A 16,876-nucleotide genomic window follows, 5' to 3' on the forward strand; every position below is an offset into this window, starting at 1 on the left:
ATGAAAAAGATCCTGATCCCCGCCATTCTCGCTGTGACTGCACAGCCGGCTTTTGCTTCGACGAAGAACGTGTTCTCGGGTGAGTTCTACTCGCTGCACAACACCGACTTCATCGTGCTTCTGGCATTCCTGCTGTTCGTAGGCGTTCTGGTTTATCTGAAGGTTCCGGGCAAAGTCGGCGAAATGCTCGACAACCGCGCGGACACCATCAAGTCCGAACTGGAAGAAGCCCGCGCACTGCGTGAGGAAGCACAGAGCCTGCTGGCCTCTTACGAGCGCAAGCAGAAAGAAGTGCAAGAGCAGGCCGACCGCATCGTTGCCGATGCCAAAGCCGAAGCTGAAGCTGCTGCAGAGCAGGCCAAAGCGGACATCGCCACGTCGGTTGCACGCCGTCTGGCTTCCGCTGAAGAGCAGATCAACGCTGCTCAGGCTTCCGCAGTGAAAGAAGTGCGCGACAGCGCAATCAACGTTGCTGTCAAGGCTGCCCGCGAAGTTATCGCCAAGCAGATGACCGCCGCCGAGGCCAACAAGCTGATCGACGACTCGATCAAGACTGTTGACGCCAAGCTGCACTAAACGCTTCTAAAGCTTTTAAAGCGCCCTGCCTGAGAGATCAGGCGGGGCGTTTTTCGTTTCAACGGTTGAGTTCGTGTTCGTAGCGCTTGCGGGCGATGGCCTCGTTGCGATCGGCCTTCTGCTGGTCGTCAAGCGCCTGCTGCACGAAGTCGAGGTGTTGGGCCACTGCGGCACGCGCGCCTTCGGGGTCGCGCTTCTGGAGCGCGTCGTTGATGGCGCGGTGCTGTTCGAGCAGTTCGCCGCGGGTCGTGCGCTGCTTGAACATGATCTGGCGGTTATAGAACACGCCCTCACGCAGCAGTTGGTACATGGACCGCATCATGTGAAGCATGATGACGTTGTGGCTCGCCTCGATGATGGCGAGGTGAAAATCCGCATCCAGTTGCGCTTCGTCGGTCGCGTTGCGCTTGGGGTGGGCGGCTTCCATCTTCTTGAAGATCGCGTCGATGACCTTGAGGTCGGTGTCGGAGCCGAGACGCGCGGCGCGCTCTGCGGCGAGCCCCTCCATATCGCGGCGGAAAGCGATGTAGTCGAACACGGCCTCTTCATGGGTGGAGAACAGCGTCACGAGGGCCGCGGAGAAGGCGGAGCCCAGCACGTCGGCCACAAATACGCCTGCACCTGCCTTGCTGATCAGTAGGCCGCGCTCTTGCAGGTCAGAGAGGGCTTCTCTCAGGGACGGGCGGGATACGCCAAGCCGGTCCGACAGTTCACGTTCCGAAGGTAGGCGCTCACCGGGGCGCAGGATACCTCTTAGAATAAGGCCCTCGACTTGACGGACGACCTCCTGTGACAGCTTTTCCTGCGTGATTTTTTCGAACGGCATGATCTTCTCCGGTTTGGTCAGAATATATGACCACGCCGCCTGCCGCACAATCCAACAAAAAAGGGGCCGCCCGAAGGCAGCCCCGATGATCGATATCCGGAAATCCGATTAGCCGTTCGGCGTGATGACGATCTCGACGCGACGGTTCTGGGCGCGGCCAGCGGCAGTCAGGTTGTCAGCAACCGGCTGGTCTTCGCCGCGGCCGATGACGTTGAGACGCGAAGCCGATACGCCAGCGTTGATCAGAACCGACGAAACGGCCTGAGCGCGGCGCTGCGAGAGGTCCATGTTGTAAGCGGCGCTACCGGTGTTGTCGGTGTGGCCAACCACGTTCACGGTGGTGTTCGGGTAGTTGTTGATCGAGCGAGCAACGGTGTAGAGGTCGCCCTGAAGCGCGCCGGTCAGCGAAGCGCTATCGGTTGCGAACAGGATGTCCTGCGGCATGGTGACGACCAGCTGGCTGCCGGTGTTCACGAGGCCAACGTTGTTGCCGAGCTGCTGACGCAGTTCTGCTTCCTGACGGTCCAGAGCAGCACCGCCAACAGCACCAAGGCCAGCGCCGACAGCTGCGCCCAGAACGGCGTTACGGGTGTTTTCGCGAGCGCTGTCGCCCTGCTTCGAACCGATAAGAGCGCCGATGCCAGCACCTACGAGAGCGCCAGTCTGGGCGTTACGGTTCGGGTTGTCCGGCGAGGTCATTTCGGTACAGGCCGACAGACCGATCACTGCAGCTGCGGCGAGGGCGAGCGAGGAACGAGCGAGAATCATAGTATTAAATCCGTTTTGTTTTGCGCATGTCAGCGCGTTGCTGCGGTATTCATGCGGCAAGCGCTTCTGATATCCAATAACGAGATGAAAGCCGGCAAAGTTCCGCCACTCTGGCAGATAGTCCATACTTTGGTGCAAGGCAGATATCGGATAACAGGGCTGCCGTCCGCGCTTCGCGGGCATCTTTCCTTGCCTGATCAGGCAGGTACGGGCATACCTCACCCCATGGTCAAGCAGCTCGATTATCACACGATCAACGAAATTTTTTCTCGCTTCGAAGCGGCGGAAGCCGAACCGAAGGGGGAGCTGGAGCATGTGAATGCGTTCACGCTGGTCGTCGCGGTCGCCCTTTCGGCGCAGGCGACGGACGCGGGCGTGAACAAGGCGACGCGCGAGCTGTTCAAGATCGCGGATACCCCGCAGAAGATGCTCGACCTCGGTGAAGAGGGCGTGACGGAGCACATCAAGACGATCGGACTGTTCCGCCAGAAGGCCAAGAACGTCATCAAGCTGTCCCGCATCCTCGTCGATGAATACGGCGGCGAGGTTCCGGCCAGTCGCGCGGCGCTGCAATCGCTGCCGGGTGTGGGCCGCAAGACCGCGAACGTCGTTCTGAACATGTGGTTCAAGTATCCCGCGCAGGCGGTGGACACCCATATCTTTCGCGTCGGCAATCGCACGGGCATCGCGGTCGGCAAGAACGTCGATGTCGTGGAGCGCGCGATCGAGGACCACATCCCCGCACATTTCCAGCAGCACGCTCACCACTGGCTAATTCTGCACGGACGGTATACGTGCGTCGCCCGTAAACCCAAATGCGCGGCCTGTCTGATCCGCGACTTGTGTCAATTCGAGGACAAGAACCTATGAAGAAGTATCAGGTTGTCGGCATCGGCAACGCCATCGTCGATGTTATCGCCCACGCTGACGACAGCTTTCTGGAGCTGATGGACATCGAAAAAGGCATCATGCAGCTGGTCGAGCGCGAACGTGCCGAACTGCTCTATGCGTCGATGGAAGACCGCAAGCAGGCCGCTGGCGGCTCGGTAGCCAACACGCTGGCAGGTCTGGGCGCGCTGGGTGCGCGGACCGCTTTCGTTGGCCGCGTGCGTGACGATGCGCTTGGCCGTTTTTACGCCGACGCGATGGAGAAAGTGGGCACCGCTTTCGTGAACCCGCCTGTGGCTGGCGCTGAGCTGCCGACCTCGCGTTCGATGATCTTTGTCTCGCCCGATGGTGAGCGTTCGATGAACACCTACCTCGGCGTCTCGGCCGAACTGGGCACCGAGGATGTTGATCTGGCCGTGGCCGCGGATTCCGAGGCTGTGTTCCTCGAAGGATACCTGTTCGACAAGGACAAGGGTAAGGAAGCGTTCACCGCAATGGCCCGCGCCTGTAGCGGCAACGGCGGCAAGGCCGGTATCGCGATTTCGGACCCGTTCTGCGTCGAGCGTCACCGCGCCGACTTCCTCAGCCTGATCGAAGACGAACTGGACTACGTCATCGGCAACGAAGACGAGATCAAGTCACTGTTCGAAACCGACGATCTGGAAGAAGCCCTGAAGAAGACCGCCGAGATTTGCCCGCTGGTCGCCTGCACCCGTTCGGGTGACGGCGTGACCATCATCGCAAATGGCGAGCGCACCGACGTGCCGGTCGAAAAGATCGTCCCTGTGGATGCGACGGGCGCTGGCGACGGTTTCGCAGCGGGTTTCATCTACGGCATGGTGACCGGCCGCGATATGGAGACCTGCGGACGTATGGGTTGCCTCGTGGCGGGGCAGGTGATCCGTCAGGTCGGCCCGCGTGCCGAAACGGACCTCAAGGCGCTCTTCACCGAGCACAACCTCTAAAAAGAAAAGCCGGCGGAGACGCCGGCTTTTTCGTTAATCGCCCAGTTTGGCGTGAACCTCGTCGAGGTCGATCTCTCCGATCGGCATCTTGTTCGACGGGTTTTCGAAATCGTATTTGAAGAGCTGGAAGTCCTTCTTGTAGATTTCGTAGACCAGATGCATCGACAGATCGTCGAAGTAATCCTCGACCGGATGCAGGCGCTTGGGGCCGTGGCCTTCGCTTTCGTTGAAGCGCGGGATGTTGTTGAGGTCGATCGGATGCGGGGTCTCGATGTTGTCGAGGACGCTCTGCATCCCTTCGTTGAATTTCTCGGTCCAGAAGATGTTGTCGTAGCGCCCGCCATTCACGATGAACGTGGCGACGTGGCCCGACATGGCCGACCAGTGGATATCGGGGTCCATGGGACGCTTGAAGCGGATGGTGTCGCGCGCGAACAGCAGGAAACGGCGGAACGACTGGATCTGGTCGAAGTCGAAGTTGTCCTCGGGCGAGCCGACCTGAATGCCGTATTTCTGCGTCAGTTGCGGCACGAGGTTCCCGCGGTAGCGGCGACCGTTGCGCTGGATGCCCGCGATCTTGTCGAAGAACGACGACAGGATGCGCGTGTAGGGATTGCGCACACAGCTGTAGGCATAGCTTTTGTGGGACTTCACGTTCTCCGTGATGGGAGCCTGACTCTCGTCCTGGGACCACTTGTGCAGACCCGAGGTGGAATCATGGATGTCGCCATCGAAAAAGCGGCCGTGGTCCGAATAGAACATGATCTGGCCGATGCTCGAACATGCACATTTGGGCACCACACGGTACACCATGCTCTCGCTCTCGGTCATCCATACGCCCGGAAATCCCATGCCTGTCCCCTTTTGACACGACCTGTCACTTGTTTTGCGACAAGTCCGGATGTTATCGACATATCAATCAGTCGGTTCGTTGAATACAACGATTGGTGAGAATATCAAAGTATTCAGGACTATACAGCGGGCACTGACTGTTTATTAGATGGCAAAAATCGCGTTCATACTTCTCTGCCACAAAGATCCTGACGCGATCATCCAGCAGGCTGAACAGCTTACCGCTGCGGGTGACTACATTTCGATCCATTTCGACGCCCGCGCACCCAAGGCGTATTTCGACCGAATCCGCACGGAGCTCGCCGATAATCCGAATGTTGCCTACGCCCGCAAACGCCTGAAATGCGGCTGGGGTGAATGGAGCCTCGTTGCGGCAACGCTCGAAGCGATCATATCTGCAGAACAAGCATTCCCCCGCGCAACGCACTTCTACATGCTGTCGGGTGACTGCATGGCGACAAAGTCAGCGCGGTATGCGCACAGCTTCCTCGACCGTCATGATTGCGATTTCGTGGAGAGTTTCGACTTCTTCAAAAGTGACTGGATCAAGACGGGCATGAAAGAAGAGCGCCTGATCTACCGTCACTGGTTCAACGAGCGGACCCAGAAGCGCCGCTTCTATTGGTTGTTCTGGCTGCAACGCCGTTTCGGCCTGACCCGCGAGATCCCGCACGACATCGACGTGCAGATCGGCAGCCAGTGGTGGTGCCTGCGCCGTCAGACCGTCGAAAAGATCCTCGAATTCACGCGCGAGCGGAAGGACGTGATGAAGTTCTTCTCGACCACGTGGATTCCCGACGAGACGTTTTTCCAGACGCTCGTGCGGCACCTCGTGCCCGCCAAAGAAATCCAGACGCGCACGCTGACGTTCCTGATGTTCACCGACTACGGGATGCCGGTGACGTTCTACAACGACCACTACGATCTGCTGCTCGCGCAGGACACGCTGTTCGCCCGCAAGATCAGTCCCGAAGCGAAAGAGCTGAAGAAACGGCTCGGTAAGCTGTGGGCGTCGGAGCGCGATCACTTCGGCATCTCGAACGAGGGCCGCAAACTGTTCGACTTCCTGACGGGCAGGGGCCGCGAAGGGCGCCGTTTCGCACCGCGTTTCTGGGAGACCGAGGCGAGCCTCGGGCCGGAGCGCGAACTACTGATTATTGCCTGCAAGAAGTGGCACGTTGCGAAGCGCCTGATCCAGTCGATCTCGGCCCGCACGGATTTGCCGACTGTGGCCTATCTCTTCAACGAAGAGAATACGGACCTACCAGACCTTGGCGGTATTCAGGACAGTCTGTCCAAGCGGCACCGTCACCGCCGCGCATTGATGCGGATGCTGTTCGACTATCACCAGTCGGACCGGATGGTGGTGTGTATGGACACATCCAGCCTCGATCTGATGCAGGACTTCGTCAACGACCGCGCGACCACGCGGATCATGGTGGTGCAGTGCCAGTTCTCTGACGACTACCTGCAAGGCCATGCGCAGCGTGTAGGGCTTGCGGGCGGCGAGACGCCTGCCGGTGCGATGTCGCGCCTGCTGCCGTCGGTGCGCAACGATGTGCTCCATGAAGCCGAACGCATCCGAGAGGCGCGGTTCACCCACTACTACACAATCAACGAAAGCGATCCGGTCGAAGCGAACGCTCGCGCGCTCGGCCAGTTTCTGTCAGTCTCCGACGAGGAGGCGCGGCTGATCGCCGAAACCCCATACCTGTTCCACGACTGAGGCCCGACATGGCGTTCGATTACGATCCGCAGAACATCTTTGCCCGCATCCTGCGCGGCGAAATTCCGAACAAGACCGTTTACGAGAACGACCACGCGCTGGCGTTCGAGGACATCGCGCCCCAAGCGCCCGTCCACGTGCTGGTGATCCCGAAGGGTGCGTACATGTCGCTCGACCATTTCGCGATGGAAGCGACAGCGGAAGAGCAGGTCGGTTTCATGCAGGCGGTTGCCGAGGTATGCAAACAGATCAACGCCGAAGATGGTTTCCGCGCCATTGCCAACACCCGCGATCATGGCGGTCAGGAAGTACCGCATTACCACCTGCACATCCTTGCAGGTCAGCCGCTGGGTAAGATGCTGGCGATCTGATCCGCCCGCGCGTTGCGCGAGCGGTGCCTCCGGCGGAGGTATTTTTATCAGAATGAAGAGAGCGCGCGCGCTGGTGCGCCCTTATTTATTGGAGGTGAGGGCGAGGAAGACGTCTTCGAGGTCGGCTTCTTCGGTTTTCACGTCAGCGATACGGATGCCTGCGTTGTGGACCACGGCGAGGACTTCCTCGGCGGATGTTTCCCGCGGCTTGTAGGTGAAGGCGAGGGTGCCGTCCTTGCGCGTCGTGGCGGTGATCCCAGCGGGCAGGTCGGGGATTGCCGTTTCAGTGGCGGGCGTGATCACCATGGTTTTGCTGTCGAGGCGGCCCAGCAGGTTCGCGGTGGTGTCGCGAGTGATAAGTTGGCCGTGGTTGATGATCGCGATCTCGTCACACATCTCCTGCGCTTCTTCGAGGTAGTGCGTGGTGAGGATGATCGTCATGCCCTGCTCTTCGTTCAGGCGGCGGACGTTGGCCCAGAGCATGTTGCGCAATTCGATGTCGACGCCAGCGGTCGGCTCATCAAGAACGAGAATCTGCGGGGTGTGGACCAGCGCTTTGCCCAGCAAGAGGCGGCGGCGCATACCGCCCGAGAGTGAGCGCGCGTAGGCTTCTGCTTTGTCGGTCAGGCCGATGAGTTCGAGGATTTCCTTGGTCTGGCGCTGCGATTTCGGCACGCCGTAGAGGCCAGCCTGCACTTCGAGGCTGCCACGCGGGGTGAAGAACGGATCGAGGTTCGGCTCTTGCGGCATGATGCCGATAGCGGCGCGGGACTGGCGCGGGTTCTTGTCCTGATCGAAGCCCCAGATATTCACACGGCCATCCGTTTTGTTCACGAGGCCGGCGAGGATATTGATGATCGTCGATTTGCCTGCACCGTTCGGGCCAAGGAGGCCGAAGATCGATCCGCGCGGGATGTTGAGATCGATTCCCTTTAGCGCTTCTTTGGCTTCGGTGCGGGGCGTGGCCGCATAAGTCTTGCGCAGACCTTCGATCTCGATGGCGTTTTCCGTCATAGTACTTTCCCGCTTGCCCATGCTTGGGCTTGATATAACCTTGTTCCCGATCTAAAGCGGGCCAAGTCCCGCGACAACCATATAGGCCAAGTGATGACCATTGCAGCACCCGAAACCAAGATCGTCGACACGTACAAGATCGCCTGTGACGGTGGCGAAGGTGCTCTGGGCCATCCGCGTGTCTGGCTGACCATCCCGCACGAAGAGGGCTTCGTCGAGTGCCCGTATTGCGATTGCCGCTATGAGATCAGCGACAATCCTTCGCACGACCACTGATTTTTTAGTTCTGACCTGAATGGTTTGAGGCGCGGCTAGGCAACTGGCCGTGCTTTTGTGTGTTTGAATGTTCGGCTTGAGCCTGCCGATGCAGAACAAAACGCGACTGGAAGGATGCGGCGGAACGTGACACAACCTCTCTGACTAAAAACGGGGAAGGAAACGGTATGAGCGGTTTCGGAAAAGGTTGTCACCTCCATCTCATCGACGGATCGGCGTTCATCTTTCGCGCCTACCACGCGCTTCCCCCGCTGACCCGTAAATCCGACGGCCTGCCCGTGGGCGCGGTGAGCGGCTTTGTGAACATGCTCCAGCGCTATGTCGAAGGGAACACCGGCCCCGATGCGGCGACCCATGTCGCTGTCATCTTCGACCACTCGGGTGCTTCCTTCCGCAACGCGATTTATGACCAGTACAAGGCGCACCGTCCGCCTGCGCCCGAAGATCTGAAGCCCCAATTCCCACTGACCCGCGAGGCAACCCGCGCGTTCAACATCGCCTGCCACGAGATCGAAGGCTACGAGGCGGATGACATCATCGCGACTCTGTCCTGCCGTGCGCGCGAGGCTGGCGGCCGTGTGACTATCGTGTCCTCCGACAAGGACCTGATGCAGCTGGTCGGTGACGGCGTCGAAATGCTCGACCCGATGAAGAACAAACGCATCGACCGCGAGGGTGTGGAAGAGAAGTTCGGCGTCGGACCGGAGCGGGTTGTCGATGTGCAGGCGCTGGCGGGCGATTCCGTCGATAACGTGCCAGGCGCGCCCGGCATCGGGATCAAGACCGCCGCCCTTCTCATCAACGAATACGGCGATCTGGAAACGCTGCTGGACCGCGCCGAAGAGATCAAACAGCCCAAGCGCCGCCAGACCCTGATCGAATTCCGCGAGCAGATCGAAATCTCGAAAAAGCTGGTGCAGCTCGATTGCGAAATGGAGCTGGATTTCACCATCGAAGAGCTGGAAATCCGCGATCCGGAGCCGGAAAAGCTGCTCGGTTTCCTTGCCGAGATGGAGTTCCGCACGATCACCAAACGCATCGCCGACAAGCTGGGCGTCGATGCGCCGACGGTCGCCGATGTGATTCCCGATGGCCCCGACGCCGCGCCCGCAGACGCGCCGGAGACACTGCCGTTCAACCCCGACGACTACGAATGCGTCAGCGATGTCGAGTCGCTCAAGGGATGGATCGCGCAGGCTTACGAGCGGGGTTACGTCGCCTTCGATACCGAGACGACCTCGCTCAACGAAATGCAGGCCGAACTGGTCGGCGTGTCGCTCTGTATTGAGGCTGGCAAGGCGTGCTACGTCCCGATCGGCCACCGTGCCTCGGCTACGGACGACCTGTTCGGCGGCAATGCACGCGCCGAAGGGCAGCTCGATCTGAATGAGGCTTTGGGACTTCTGAAGCCGATGCTGGAGGACGAAAGTATCCTCAAGATCGGCCAGAATATGAAGTACGATAGCAAGGTGCTGAGCCGCTACGGCATCATGCTCGGCCCGATCGACGACACCATGCTGATGTCCTATGCGCTGTTCGCCGGCATCCACAATCACGGCATGGACACGTTGGCCGAGCGCTACCTCGACCACACGCCGATCCCGATCAAATCGCTGCTCGGGTCGGGCAAGTCGATGATTACCTTCGACCGCGTTCCTGTCGCCGATGCGGTAAAGTATGCGGCTGAGGACGCCGACATCACCCTGCGGCTGTGGGAACGCTTCAAGCCGCAGCTTCACCAGCAGAAAGTGACGACCGTCTACGAAACGCTCGAACGCCCGCTGGTCCCTGTCTTGGAGCGCATGGAGATGCGCGGCGTCAAAGTCGACCGCGACACACTCAGCCGTATGTCCAACGCTTTCGCGCAGAAAATGGCGCAGCTCGAGGACGAGATCCAGAAAGCCGCTGGCCGCGATTTCAACGTCGGCTCGCCCAAACAGCTGGGCGAAGTGCTGTTCGACGACCTGAGCCTGCCCGGCGGTAAGAAAGGCAAGAATGGAGCATATTCGACCGGCGCCGATATCCTCGAAGACCTCGCGACCGAACACGAACTGCCTCGTCTGGTGCTGGACTGGCGCCAACTTTCCAAGCTGAAATCGACTTACACCGACGCGCTGCAAAACCACATCGACCCCGAAACGGGCCGCGTTCACACGTCCTATATGCAGACGGGCGCGAACACCGGACGCCTTTCGTCGACCGACCCGAACCTGCAGAACATCCCCGTCCGCAGCGAAGAAGGCCGCCGTATCCGCGAGGCGTTCGTGGCCGAACCGGGTAACGTGATCGTCTCGCTCGACTACAGCCAGATCGAACTGCGAATCCTCGCGCATGTGGCGGGCATCGACACGCTCAAGCAGGCGTTCCGCGACGGTCAGGACATCCACGCGCTCACCGCCTCCGAGATGTTCGACGTTCCGCTTGAAGAGATGACTTCGGACATCCGCCGTCAGGCCAAGGCGATCAACTTCGGCGTCATCTACGGCATCTCGGGCTTCGGCCTAGCACGCAACCTGCGCATCCCTCGCGCCGAAGCGCAGGGCTTCATCGACCGTTATTTCGAGCGCTTCCCCGGAATCCGCGCATACATGGATGAAACGGTGAAGTTCGCAAAGGACAACGGCTATGTGCAGACGCTGTTCGGCCGCAAAATCCATACGCCCGAGATCAATGCCAAAGGCCCGACCGCTGGCTTTGCCAAGCGCGCTGCGATCAATGCTCCGATCCAAGGCACCGCCGCGGACATCATCCGCCGCGCGATGGTGCGCATGGAGGATGCGATTAAAGGGCTGCCGGTAAAAATGCTGCTTCAAGTCCACGACGAACTCATCTTCGAGGTCGAAGAGGGCGCCGAGGACAAGCTGATCGAAAAGGCCCGTGCCGCGATGGAAGGCGCCGCCGATCCGGCGGTAAAGCTCGACGTGAAGCTCAGCGTGGATGCGGGTGTCGGCAGTAATTGGGCGCAGGCTCACTAAACAGGCCTGATTGGGGGCGCTGCCCCCGCGGCTCCGCCGCTCCCCCGAGATATTTCAGGCACAAAGGCAAAAAAGCCCGGCGCGGATTTCCACCGTGCCGGGCTTTGGCTTTCGCCTTCGTGCGCGGTCATCGGCGTCCCCGCCTGTACCGCACGAGCTAACTTGGGAGGAACTCGTTAAAATCTCCCTAAGGTCTGCCTTTGTGCGGCAAATATCCTCGGGGGTGAATTGGCCGGAGGCCAAGAGGGGGGCAGACAGCCCCCTCACGCCATCAGTTGACGGTTTGTGCGTCGACCAGTTCTTTCTGGGTGGAAGCACCTTTGCCGATCTCGATACGGCGCGGCTTTAGCGCTTCGGGCACTTCGCGAACGAGGTCGATGTGCAGCATACCGTTCTCGTGGGTCGCACCAATAGCGCGGACGTGGTCTGCGATGTGGAAGCGGCGCTCGAATGCGCGGGTGGCGATACCGCGGTGCAGGTAGGTGCGCGGGGTTTCGTCTTCGGCTTTCTTGCCGGTCACGAGAAGTGCATTCTCGCGAACTTCGACGGTCAGGTCTTCATCGGTGAAGCCAGCAACGGCCAGCGAAATGCGCCAGCTTTGCTCGTCGGTCTTTTCGATATTGTACGGGGGGTAGGTCTGCGCGCTTGCGTCGTTAGTCAGGACGCGGTCCATCATTTCGGCCATTTGGTCAAAGCCGACGGTGGCACGGTAAAGCGGTGCAAGATCAAAGGTTCGCATGGGTTATCCTCCATTGAGCGACAACTTCTATGGCCTTCCGACATGGACAGGCCTGAAACCGGAACCCTCTGTGGGCGTTCCGTTTTATTGAAGTGGGGAGGGTTTGGCGGCGTTTCAAGACCCTTTACGGGCGGATGAATTTCGCGCCTGTGTCGTTACGCTCGCCGGGGGTGATGACGCGCGGGCGGGCGCTGTCGACTGTGGTTCCGTCGAAGGCAGCGAGGAGTTCTTGTAGGGGCCGTCCGAGGGATGTGCCGAGCGAGACGGCGTTGCCCTTGAGTTCCGACATGGCAGAGACCACCGACACGATCTTCGCGCCATCTGATGCGATGCGGAAAACAGGGGAGCCGGAGGCGCCGAAGTTCACTTCGCAGGACATGATCAGGATATCTTCCTGCGAGCCGACCACGCGGCAAACGTCTTGTAGCGACGGAGCCTCTTCGCGTCCGCGGGCGTATGACACCACGCCGATCTCTTCGTTCTGCATCGCGTCGGATGCGACAGCGTAGGGCCGGATTCGCGTGGTGCGGATGGGAAGTTCGAGTTGCAGGAGCGCCAGATCGCGGGCGACTTCGGTCGCTGTATCTCCGCTGTGGTAGACATAGCCGGGATGCACCACGACGCGGCGGACGTTGCGGTAGGCTTCGGCGCGTCCTTCGCGCAGGCCAGCGTTGAAGGTAAATCGCTCTGCTGCGACGGGTTCGCCCGTTCGGTCATAGACGCAATGGGCGGCTGTGAGGACGAGATCTTCGCGGATGAGCGAGGCCGTGCAGAACCCTTTGCCTTCGATATCGAGGCGGCCGACCGCTTCCCAGCCGCGGCTGTCCTGTCCTGTGGACAAGCGGACGAGGCGTCCGTCCTGCGCCAATGACGATGTAGCAAAGAAGGCCAGCGCCACAGCCAGCCGTCCGAAGATTCGCATTGTGTTATGCCTGCTCTTTTTTACGGACCTGTTTAGCCCAATTCAGCGCAGGATCGGAACGCTTTCTTGCCCGCTGAGGGATTTCGGCTTTGGCCCGCCAGTGGCCCAGTCCAGCAGCTCGACCGTGTGAACGACCGGAACACCTGTGCCTGAGCCGATCTGCATCATGCAACCGATGTTGCCTGCGCTGATGACATCGGGTTTCAGCGCCTCCAGCGTGCCGACCTTGCGTCGCTTCAGTTCTCCCGAAATCTCGGGCTGCATGAGGTTGTAGGTGCCAGCCGAGCCACAGCACAGGTGTGGGTTCGCAGGTTCAAGGACCGTGAAACCTGCCTTTCGCAGCAGATCTTTCGGAGCGGCCTTGATCTGCTGACCGTGCTGGAGCGAGCAGGCGGCGTGGTAGGCGACCTTGAGCGGCTGGGCATTGGTGGCGGGCAGCTCAAGGCGGGACAGCAGTTCGGTGATATCCATCGCGATAGATGAAACGCGCTCGGCATCCGTCGCCAGCGCATCGTTGCGGAACATATGCCCGTAGTCTTTCACCGTCGTGCCACAGCCCGAGGTGTTGATGACGATGGCATCGAGGCCCTTGCCGTCAATCTCTGCCGCCCACGCGCGGATGTTTTTCGCTGCGGCAGCGTGGCTCTCGTCCTCGCGGCCCATGTGGTGGGTGAGCGCCCCGCAGCAGCCCGCGCCTTCGGCGACGACAACTTCCACGCCGAGCCGCCCCAGCAGGCGGATTGTCGCATCGTTGATGTCCGTGTTGAGCGCCCTCTGCGCACAGCCCGTCATGAGCGCGACGCGCATCTTCGGCTCTGCCACGACAAAGGTCTGCGGGTCGTCATTGCGGCTGACGGGAGGGATATGCTTCGGTGCCATTTCGAGCATCGCACGCAAACGCGGATCGGGCAGGAACCGGCGGAACGGACGCCCGATCTTGGCCCCCAACAGCGCCAGACGGAACCGGTTCGGATACGGCAGGATACGCGACAGCACCCATCGCAGGGCGCGGTCCATGAATGGGCGCTTGTAGCGCTGCTCGATATATGCGCGCGCATGGTCGACAAGATGCATGTAGTGCACGCCCGACGGACAGGTCGTCATGCAGGACAGGCACGACAGGCAACGGTCAATGTGCTTGACCGTCTTCGCGTCCGGCACACGCTCGTTTTCGAGCATATCCTTGATCAGGTAGATACGTCCGCGCGGACTATCGAGTTCATCGCCGAGCACCTGATACGTCGGACAAGTCGCAGTGCAGAACCCGCAGTGAACGCAGGAGCGCAGAATCTGGTGGGCCCGCTGGATTCCCGGATCGGTGAGCTGCTCTTCGGTGAAATTCGTCTGCATCAGCCCATCATCCCGCGATTGAATTTTGCGTCCGGATCGAATTGTCGGCGCAGCCCTTCGGACAATTTGGCAACGACCGCGTTTTCGGGCGGGAACACACCCAAGCGACGTTTGTCGGCTTCGGCGGCGCGCACCAACGTGGCATGACCGTTTTTTATGTGCGCACGGATGTCTGTGCCGGATGAGGTCAGCGCCCAGATCAGGCCGCCGCCCCAGTCGTAAAACGCATCAAGCGGGTTGATCGCCGCCACAATATCCGCCGCCGTCGACGGCTGGGTCGAAATGCGCCAAACGTCACCCTCGGCAGCCGTGAAACGCTGGACGTCACGAATGCCAAGCCACAGCGCCTCGCTATCCGTTATCTCCAATACGGCCGCCTCTCCGAATGGAGCCAGCAACGCCTGCAATGAACCTGAACGATAGGCTACCGATTTCTCGAACCCTTCCAACCGCAGCACAGTTCGTGCCGCAGCGCCGCCTGCTTCGGGTAAATGGCTCGCTCCTGACACTTCGAACGGCGATCCGAGCGATGCTGACATCATCGCTACCGCGCGATCCGCCGAAAGCCCCTCGTACACCAACGATACCTGCGTCTCCGGCATGGGCTGTGTCTTCAAGCTCACCTCGGACAGCACACCGAGCGTCCCGTGACTGCCCGACATCAGCTTGACCAGATCATAGCCCGTGACGTTCTTCATCACACGCCCGCCGTTCTTCACAACCTCGCCGCGCCCGTCGACGAACCGCACACCAAGGCTGAAATCCCGCGCAGCACCCGCAACCATACGGCGGGGGCCAGAGGCATTTGCGGCTACAACACCGCCAATCGTGCTGTAACCCTCAACACCCAGCAATCCGCCGAGGGACGGCGCCTCGAACGCCAGCCGCTGCCCTTCCCTCGCCAGCAGTTCCTCGACCTCGGACAACAGCGTGCCCGCCCCGACAACCAGCGTCAGCGACCCCGGCTCGTACAGTTTCACGCCGCTCAAGCCCCGCGTGGACAACGCCTCGCCCTCGGCCAAACCAATCGTCCGCGTCCCGCCGCCTGCGATCCTGAACGGCCCGCTGCCGCCCGCGACCAACTCGGCCAGTTCCTGCTCTGTCTTCGGCATCATCGTCATCGCCTTTGTGTCTCAAATATCCCGGGGGTGAATGCCGGAGGCAGAGGGGGCAGAGCCCCCAGCGCGCCGCGCCTCACTCGATGCCAGTGGAAAGACCTTCGCCGGATTGAGTAGCCATTGCGGATCAAAGACGTCCTTCACCGCCATTTGGCGATCCAGATCAACGGGCGCGTATTGCACAGTCATCAGATCGCGCTTTTCGATGCCAACGCCATGCTCGCCAGTCAGGCAGCCGCCGACCTCGACGCAGAGCTTCAGGATGTCCGCGCCGAACGCCTCGCACTTTTCCAGATCACCGGGCTTATTCGCATTATAAAGGATCAGCGGGTGCATGTTGCCGTCGCCTGCGTGGAACACATTCCCGACGCCGAGCCCGTACTCCTTAGACATCTCGCCGATGCGGCGCAGCACGTAGGGGAGTTCCGACACGGGGATCGTCCCGTCCAGACACATGTAGTCATTGATCTGCCCCATCGCGCCGAACGCGGACTTGCGGCCGAGCCAGATGCGGTAAGCCTGATCCGCATCCTTCGCCTCGCGCAACTCCACCGGATTGTGCGTCTTGGCGATCGCCATGATGCGGTCGAGCTGGTCGCGGATTTCACCTTCGGAGCCTTCGACTTCGATGATCAGCAGCGCCTCGCACATTGGGTAGCCGGCTTTCGCAAAGGCTTCGGTCGCCTCGATGCAGGGGCGGTCCATGAACTCGATGGCGACGGGCAGGATGCCTGCCTTGATGATGTCGCTGACGCACTGGCCCGCGACCTCGTTGCTGTCATAACCGATGAGGACGGGCAGGGCGCCCTCGGGTTTGGGCAGGATGCGCAGGGTCGCCTCGGTCACAACGCCGAGTTGCCCCTCGGACCCGCAAATGACGCCGAGCAGATCAAGCCCGCCCGAATCCATATGCGCGCCGCCAACTTCGACCACTGTGCCGTCCATCAGCACCATCGTCACGCCAAGCAGATTGTTCGTGGTCACGCCGTACTTCAAACAGTGCGCCCCGCCGGAGTTCATGGCGATATTCCCCGCAATCGCGCAGGCCAGCTGCGACGACGGGTCTGGTGCGTAGAAGAAGCCGTCCTGCTCGACCGCGCCGGTGACCGACAGGTTCGTGCGGCCGGTCTGAACCTTGATAAAGCGGTCAGGATAATTGACCTCGATCACATCGTTCATGCGTGCAACGCCGAGGATCACGCAGTCTGCGGTCGGCAATGCTCCACCGGCCAGCGACGTCCCTGCACCGCGCGGGACGACCGGAACGCCTTCCTCGTGGCAGATTTTCAGGACAGCGGAGACCTCGGCAGTATTGGCCGGAAGCACTGCAACAAGGGGCGGACAGCGGTACGCGGTCAGTGCATCACACTCGTAAGCACGCGTTTCGGCGATGTCGGAAATGACCGCGTCGTCGGGTAGAACCGCACGCAAGCGACTGACGATCCGGTCTTTTTTCGCGATGAGCGCGACGTTCGGGCTGGGCATGTCCATGGCTGACTCCTGTCCAATT

16 protein-coding genes are annotated in these 16,876 nt (G+C 60.6%); 7 read left to right on the forward strand and 9 right to left on the reverse strand.

What is annotated here, in order from left to right; translation table 11 throughout:
- Entirely contained in the window at nt 1-576 is a 576-nt protein-coding gene (locus HCZ30_RS00760) for a F0F1 ATP synthase subunit B (RefSeq protein WP_167635853.1), read from the forward strand.
- A 58-nt stretch (nt 577-634) separates the two neighbouring features.
- Here HCZ30_RS00760 and HCZ30_RS00765 read toward each other — a convergent pair whose 3' ends face one another.
- On the reverse strand, nt 635-1,402 hold the full coding sequence (locus HCZ30_RS00765) for a FadR/GntR family transcriptional regulator (protein WP_167635854.1): 768 nt from the start codon (nt 1,400-1,402) through the stop codon (nt 635-637).
- A gap of 108 nt (nt 1,403-1,510) precedes the next feature.
- Entirely contained in the window at nt 1,511-2,170 is a 660-nt protein-coding gene (locus tag HCZ30_RS00770) for an OmpA family protein (RefSeq protein WP_167635855.1), read from the reverse strand.
- 225 nt (nt 2,171-2,395) lie between these two features.
- Between HCZ30_RS00770 and nth the strand changes: the two genes are divergently transcribed.
- Together nth and HCZ30_RS00780 are read left to right on the forward strand one after the other, a co-directional pair.
- Nucleotides 2,396-3,040: an endonuclease III gene (nth, locus tag HCZ30_RS00775; protein ID WP_167635856.1), complete on the forward strand. Its 645-nt coding sequence runs from the start codon at nt 2,396-2,398 to the stop codon at nt 3,038-3,040.
- The gene (locus HCZ30_RS00780; RefSeq protein ID WP_167635857.1) at nt 3,037-4,023 is read left to right on the forward strand and encodes an adenosine kinase; all 987 of its coding nucleotides are present in this window, start codon (nt 3,037-3,039) and stop codon (nt 4,021-4,023) included. Before nth ends, HCZ30_RS00780 begins: the two co-directional genes overlap by 4 nt.
- A 33-nt stretch (nt 4,024-4,056) precedes the next feature.
- On the opposite strand, the gene HCZ30_RS00785 is transcribed toward HCZ30_RS00780, so the two are convergent.
- Nucleotides 4,057-4,875: a sulfotransferase family protein gene (locus HCZ30_RS00785; RefSeq protein WP_167635858.1), complete on the reverse strand. Its 819-nt coding sequence runs from the start codon at nt 4,873-4,875 to the stop codon at nt 4,057-4,059.
- A 148-nt stretch (nt 4,876-5,023) separates the two neighbouring features.
- On the opposite strand from HCZ30_RS00785, the gene HCZ30_RS00790 reads away from it, so the two are divergent.
- The gene (locus HCZ30_RS00790; protein WP_167635859.1) at nt 5,024-6,601 is read left to right on the forward strand and encodes a DUF5928 domain-containing protein; all 1,578 of its coding nucleotides are present in this window, start codon (nt 5,024-5,026) and stop codon (nt 6,599-6,601) included.
- A gap of 8 nt (nt 6,602-6,609) precedes the next feature.
- Nucleotides 6,610-6,972 carry a histidine triad nucleotide-binding protein gene (locus HCZ30_RS00795; RefSeq protein WP_167635860.1) on the forward strand — a complete coding sequence of 121 codons (363 nt, stop codon included), beginning with the start codon at nt 6,610-6,612 and terminating at the stop codon, nt 6,970-6,972.
- A gap of 81 nt (nt 6,973-7,053) precedes the next feature.
- Here the strand turns inward: HCZ30_RS00795 and HCZ30_RS00800 are convergent, their stop codons facing one another.
- A complete protein-coding gene (locus HCZ30_RS00800) occupies nt 7,054-7,986 on the reverse strand; it encodes an ABC transporter ATP-binding protein (protein WP_167635861.1) in 933 nt (310 codons plus the stop codon).
- Nucleotides 7,987-8,079: 93 nt separating this feature from the next.
- Between HCZ30_RS00800 and HCZ30_RS00805 the strand changes: the two genes are divergently transcribed.
- Both HCZ30_RS00805 and polA read left to right on the forward strand, forming a co-directional pair.
- Nucleotides 8,080-8,262 carry a zinc-finger domain-containing protein gene (locus HCZ30_RS00805; RefSeq protein ID WP_167635862.1) on the forward strand — a complete coding sequence of 61 codons (183 nt, stop codon included), beginning with the start codon at nt 8,080-8,082 and terminating at the stop codon, nt 8,260-8,262.
- A 167-nt stretch (nt 8,263-8,429) separates the two neighbouring features.
- Nucleotides 8,430-11,237 (forward strand): DNA polymerase I, encoded by a 2,808-nt coding sequence (gene polA, locus HCZ30_RS00810; RefSeq protein WP_167635863.1) that lies wholly within the window; start codon nt 8,430-8,432, stop codon nt 11,235-11,237.
- A 271-nt stretch (nt 11,238-11,508) separates the two neighbouring features.
- On the opposite strand, the gene HCZ30_RS00815 is transcribed toward polA, so the two are convergent.
- From HCZ30_RS00815 to HCZ30_RS00835, 5 genes are all read right to left on the reverse strand, one after another.
- Nucleotides 11,509-11,976: an Hsp20 family protein gene (locus HCZ30_RS00815; RefSeq protein ID WP_167635864.1), complete on the reverse strand. Its 468-nt coding sequence runs from the start codon at nt 11,974-11,976 to the stop codon at nt 11,509-11,511.
- A 124-nt stretch (nt 11,977-12,100) separates the two neighbouring features.
- Nucleotides 12,101-12,898: a trypsin-like serine peptidase gene (locus HCZ30_RS00820; protein ID WP_167635865.1), complete on the reverse strand. Its 798-nt coding sequence runs from the start codon at nt 12,896-12,898 to the stop codon at nt 12,101-12,103.
- A 42-nt stretch (nt 12,899-12,940) separates the two neighbouring features.
- Nucleotides 12,941-14,248, reverse strand: a complete 1,308-nt coding sequence (glcF, locus tag HCZ30_RS00825) for a glycolate oxidase subunit GlcF (protein ID WP_167635866.1) — start codon at nt 14,246-14,248, stop codon at nt 12,941-12,943.
- Complete coding sequence (locus HCZ30_RS00830; protein ID WP_167635867.1) at nt 14,248-15,363, reverse strand: FAD-binding protein; 1,116 nt, start codon at nt 15,361-15,363, stop codon at nt 14,248-14,250. The genes glcF and HCZ30_RS00830 overlap by 1 nt, the downstream gene beginning before the upstream one ends.
- A gap of 18 nt (nt 15,364-15,381) precedes the next feature.
- The gene (locus HCZ30_RS00835; protein ID WP_167635868.1) at nt 15,382-16,857 is read right to left on the reverse strand and encodes an FAD-linked oxidase C-terminal domain-containing protein; all 1,476 of its coding nucleotides are present in this window, start codon (nt 16,855-16,857) and stop codon (nt 15,382-15,384) included.
- Between the last annotated feature and the right edge of the window lie 19 nt (nt 16,858-16,876).

Origin of the sequence: Marivivens donghaensis, assembly GCF_011806565.1 — a bacterium.
Lineage (GTDB): Bacteria > Pseudomonadota > Alphaproteobacteria > Rhodobacterales > Rhodobacteraceae > Marivivens > Marivivens donghaensis_A.

Coding starts and splice junctions, on each gene's coding strand:
- HCZ30_RS00820 (WP_167635865.1), bottom strand. CDS start 12,898: ATGCGAATCTTCGGACGGCTGGCTGTGGCGCTGGCCTTCTTTGCTACA.
- HCZ30_RS00785 (WP_167635858.1), bottom strand. CDS start 4,875: ATGGGATTTCCGGGCGTATGGATGACCGAGAGCGAGAGCATGGTGTAC.
- nth (WP_167635856.1), top strand. CDS start 2,396: ATGGTCAAGCAGCTCGATTATCACACGATCAACGAAATTTTTTCTCGC.
- HCZ30_RS00780 (WP_167635857.1), top strand. CDS start 3,037: ATGAAGAAGTATCAGGTTGTCGGCATCGGCAACGCCATCGTCGATGTT.
- glcF (WP_167635866.1), bottom strand. CDS start 14,248: ATGCAGACGAATTTCACCGAAGAGCAGCTCACCGATCCGGGAATCCAG.
- HCZ30_RS00770 (WP_167635855.1), bottom strand. CDS start 2,170: ATGATTCTCGCTCGTTCCTCGCTCGCCCTCGCCGCAGCTGCAGTGATC.
- HCZ30_RS00800 (WP_167635861.1), bottom strand. CDS start 7,986: ATGACGGAAAACGCCATCGAGATCGAAGGTCTGCGCAAGACTTATGCG.
- HCZ30_RS00805 (WP_167635862.1), top strand. CDS start 8,080: ATGACCATTGCAGCACCCGAAACCAAGATCGTCGACACGTACAAGATC.
- HCZ30_RS00765 (WP_167635854.1), bottom strand. CDS start 1,402: ATGCCGTTCGAAAAAATCACGCAGGAAAAGCTGTCACAGGAGGTCGTC.
- HCZ30_RS00795 (WP_167635860.1), top strand. CDS start 6,610: ATGGCGTTCGATTACGATCCGCAGAACATCTTTGCCCGCATCCTGCGC.
- HCZ30_RS00760 (WP_167635853.1), top strand. CDS start 1: ATGAAAAAGATCCTGATCCCCGCCATTCTCGCTGTGACTGCACAGCCG.
- polA (WP_167635863.1), top strand. CDS start 8,430: ATGAGCGGTTTCGGAAAAGGTTGTCACCTCCATCTCATCGACGGATCG.
- HCZ30_RS00830 (WP_167635867.1), bottom strand. CDS start 15,363: ATGATGCCGAAGACAGAGCAGGAACTGGCCGAGTTGGTCGCGGGCGGC.
- HCZ30_RS00835 (WP_167635868.1), bottom strand. CDS start 16,857: ATGGACATGCCCAGCCCGAACGTCGCGCTCATCGCGAAAAAAGACCGG.
- HCZ30_RS00815 (WP_167635864.1), bottom strand. CDS start 11,976: ATGCGAACCTTTGATCTTGCACCGCTTTACCGTGCCACCGTCGGCTTT.
- HCZ30_RS00790 (WP_167635859.1), top strand. CDS start 5,024: ATGGCAAAAATCGCGTTCATACTTCTCTGCCACAAAGATCCTGACGCG.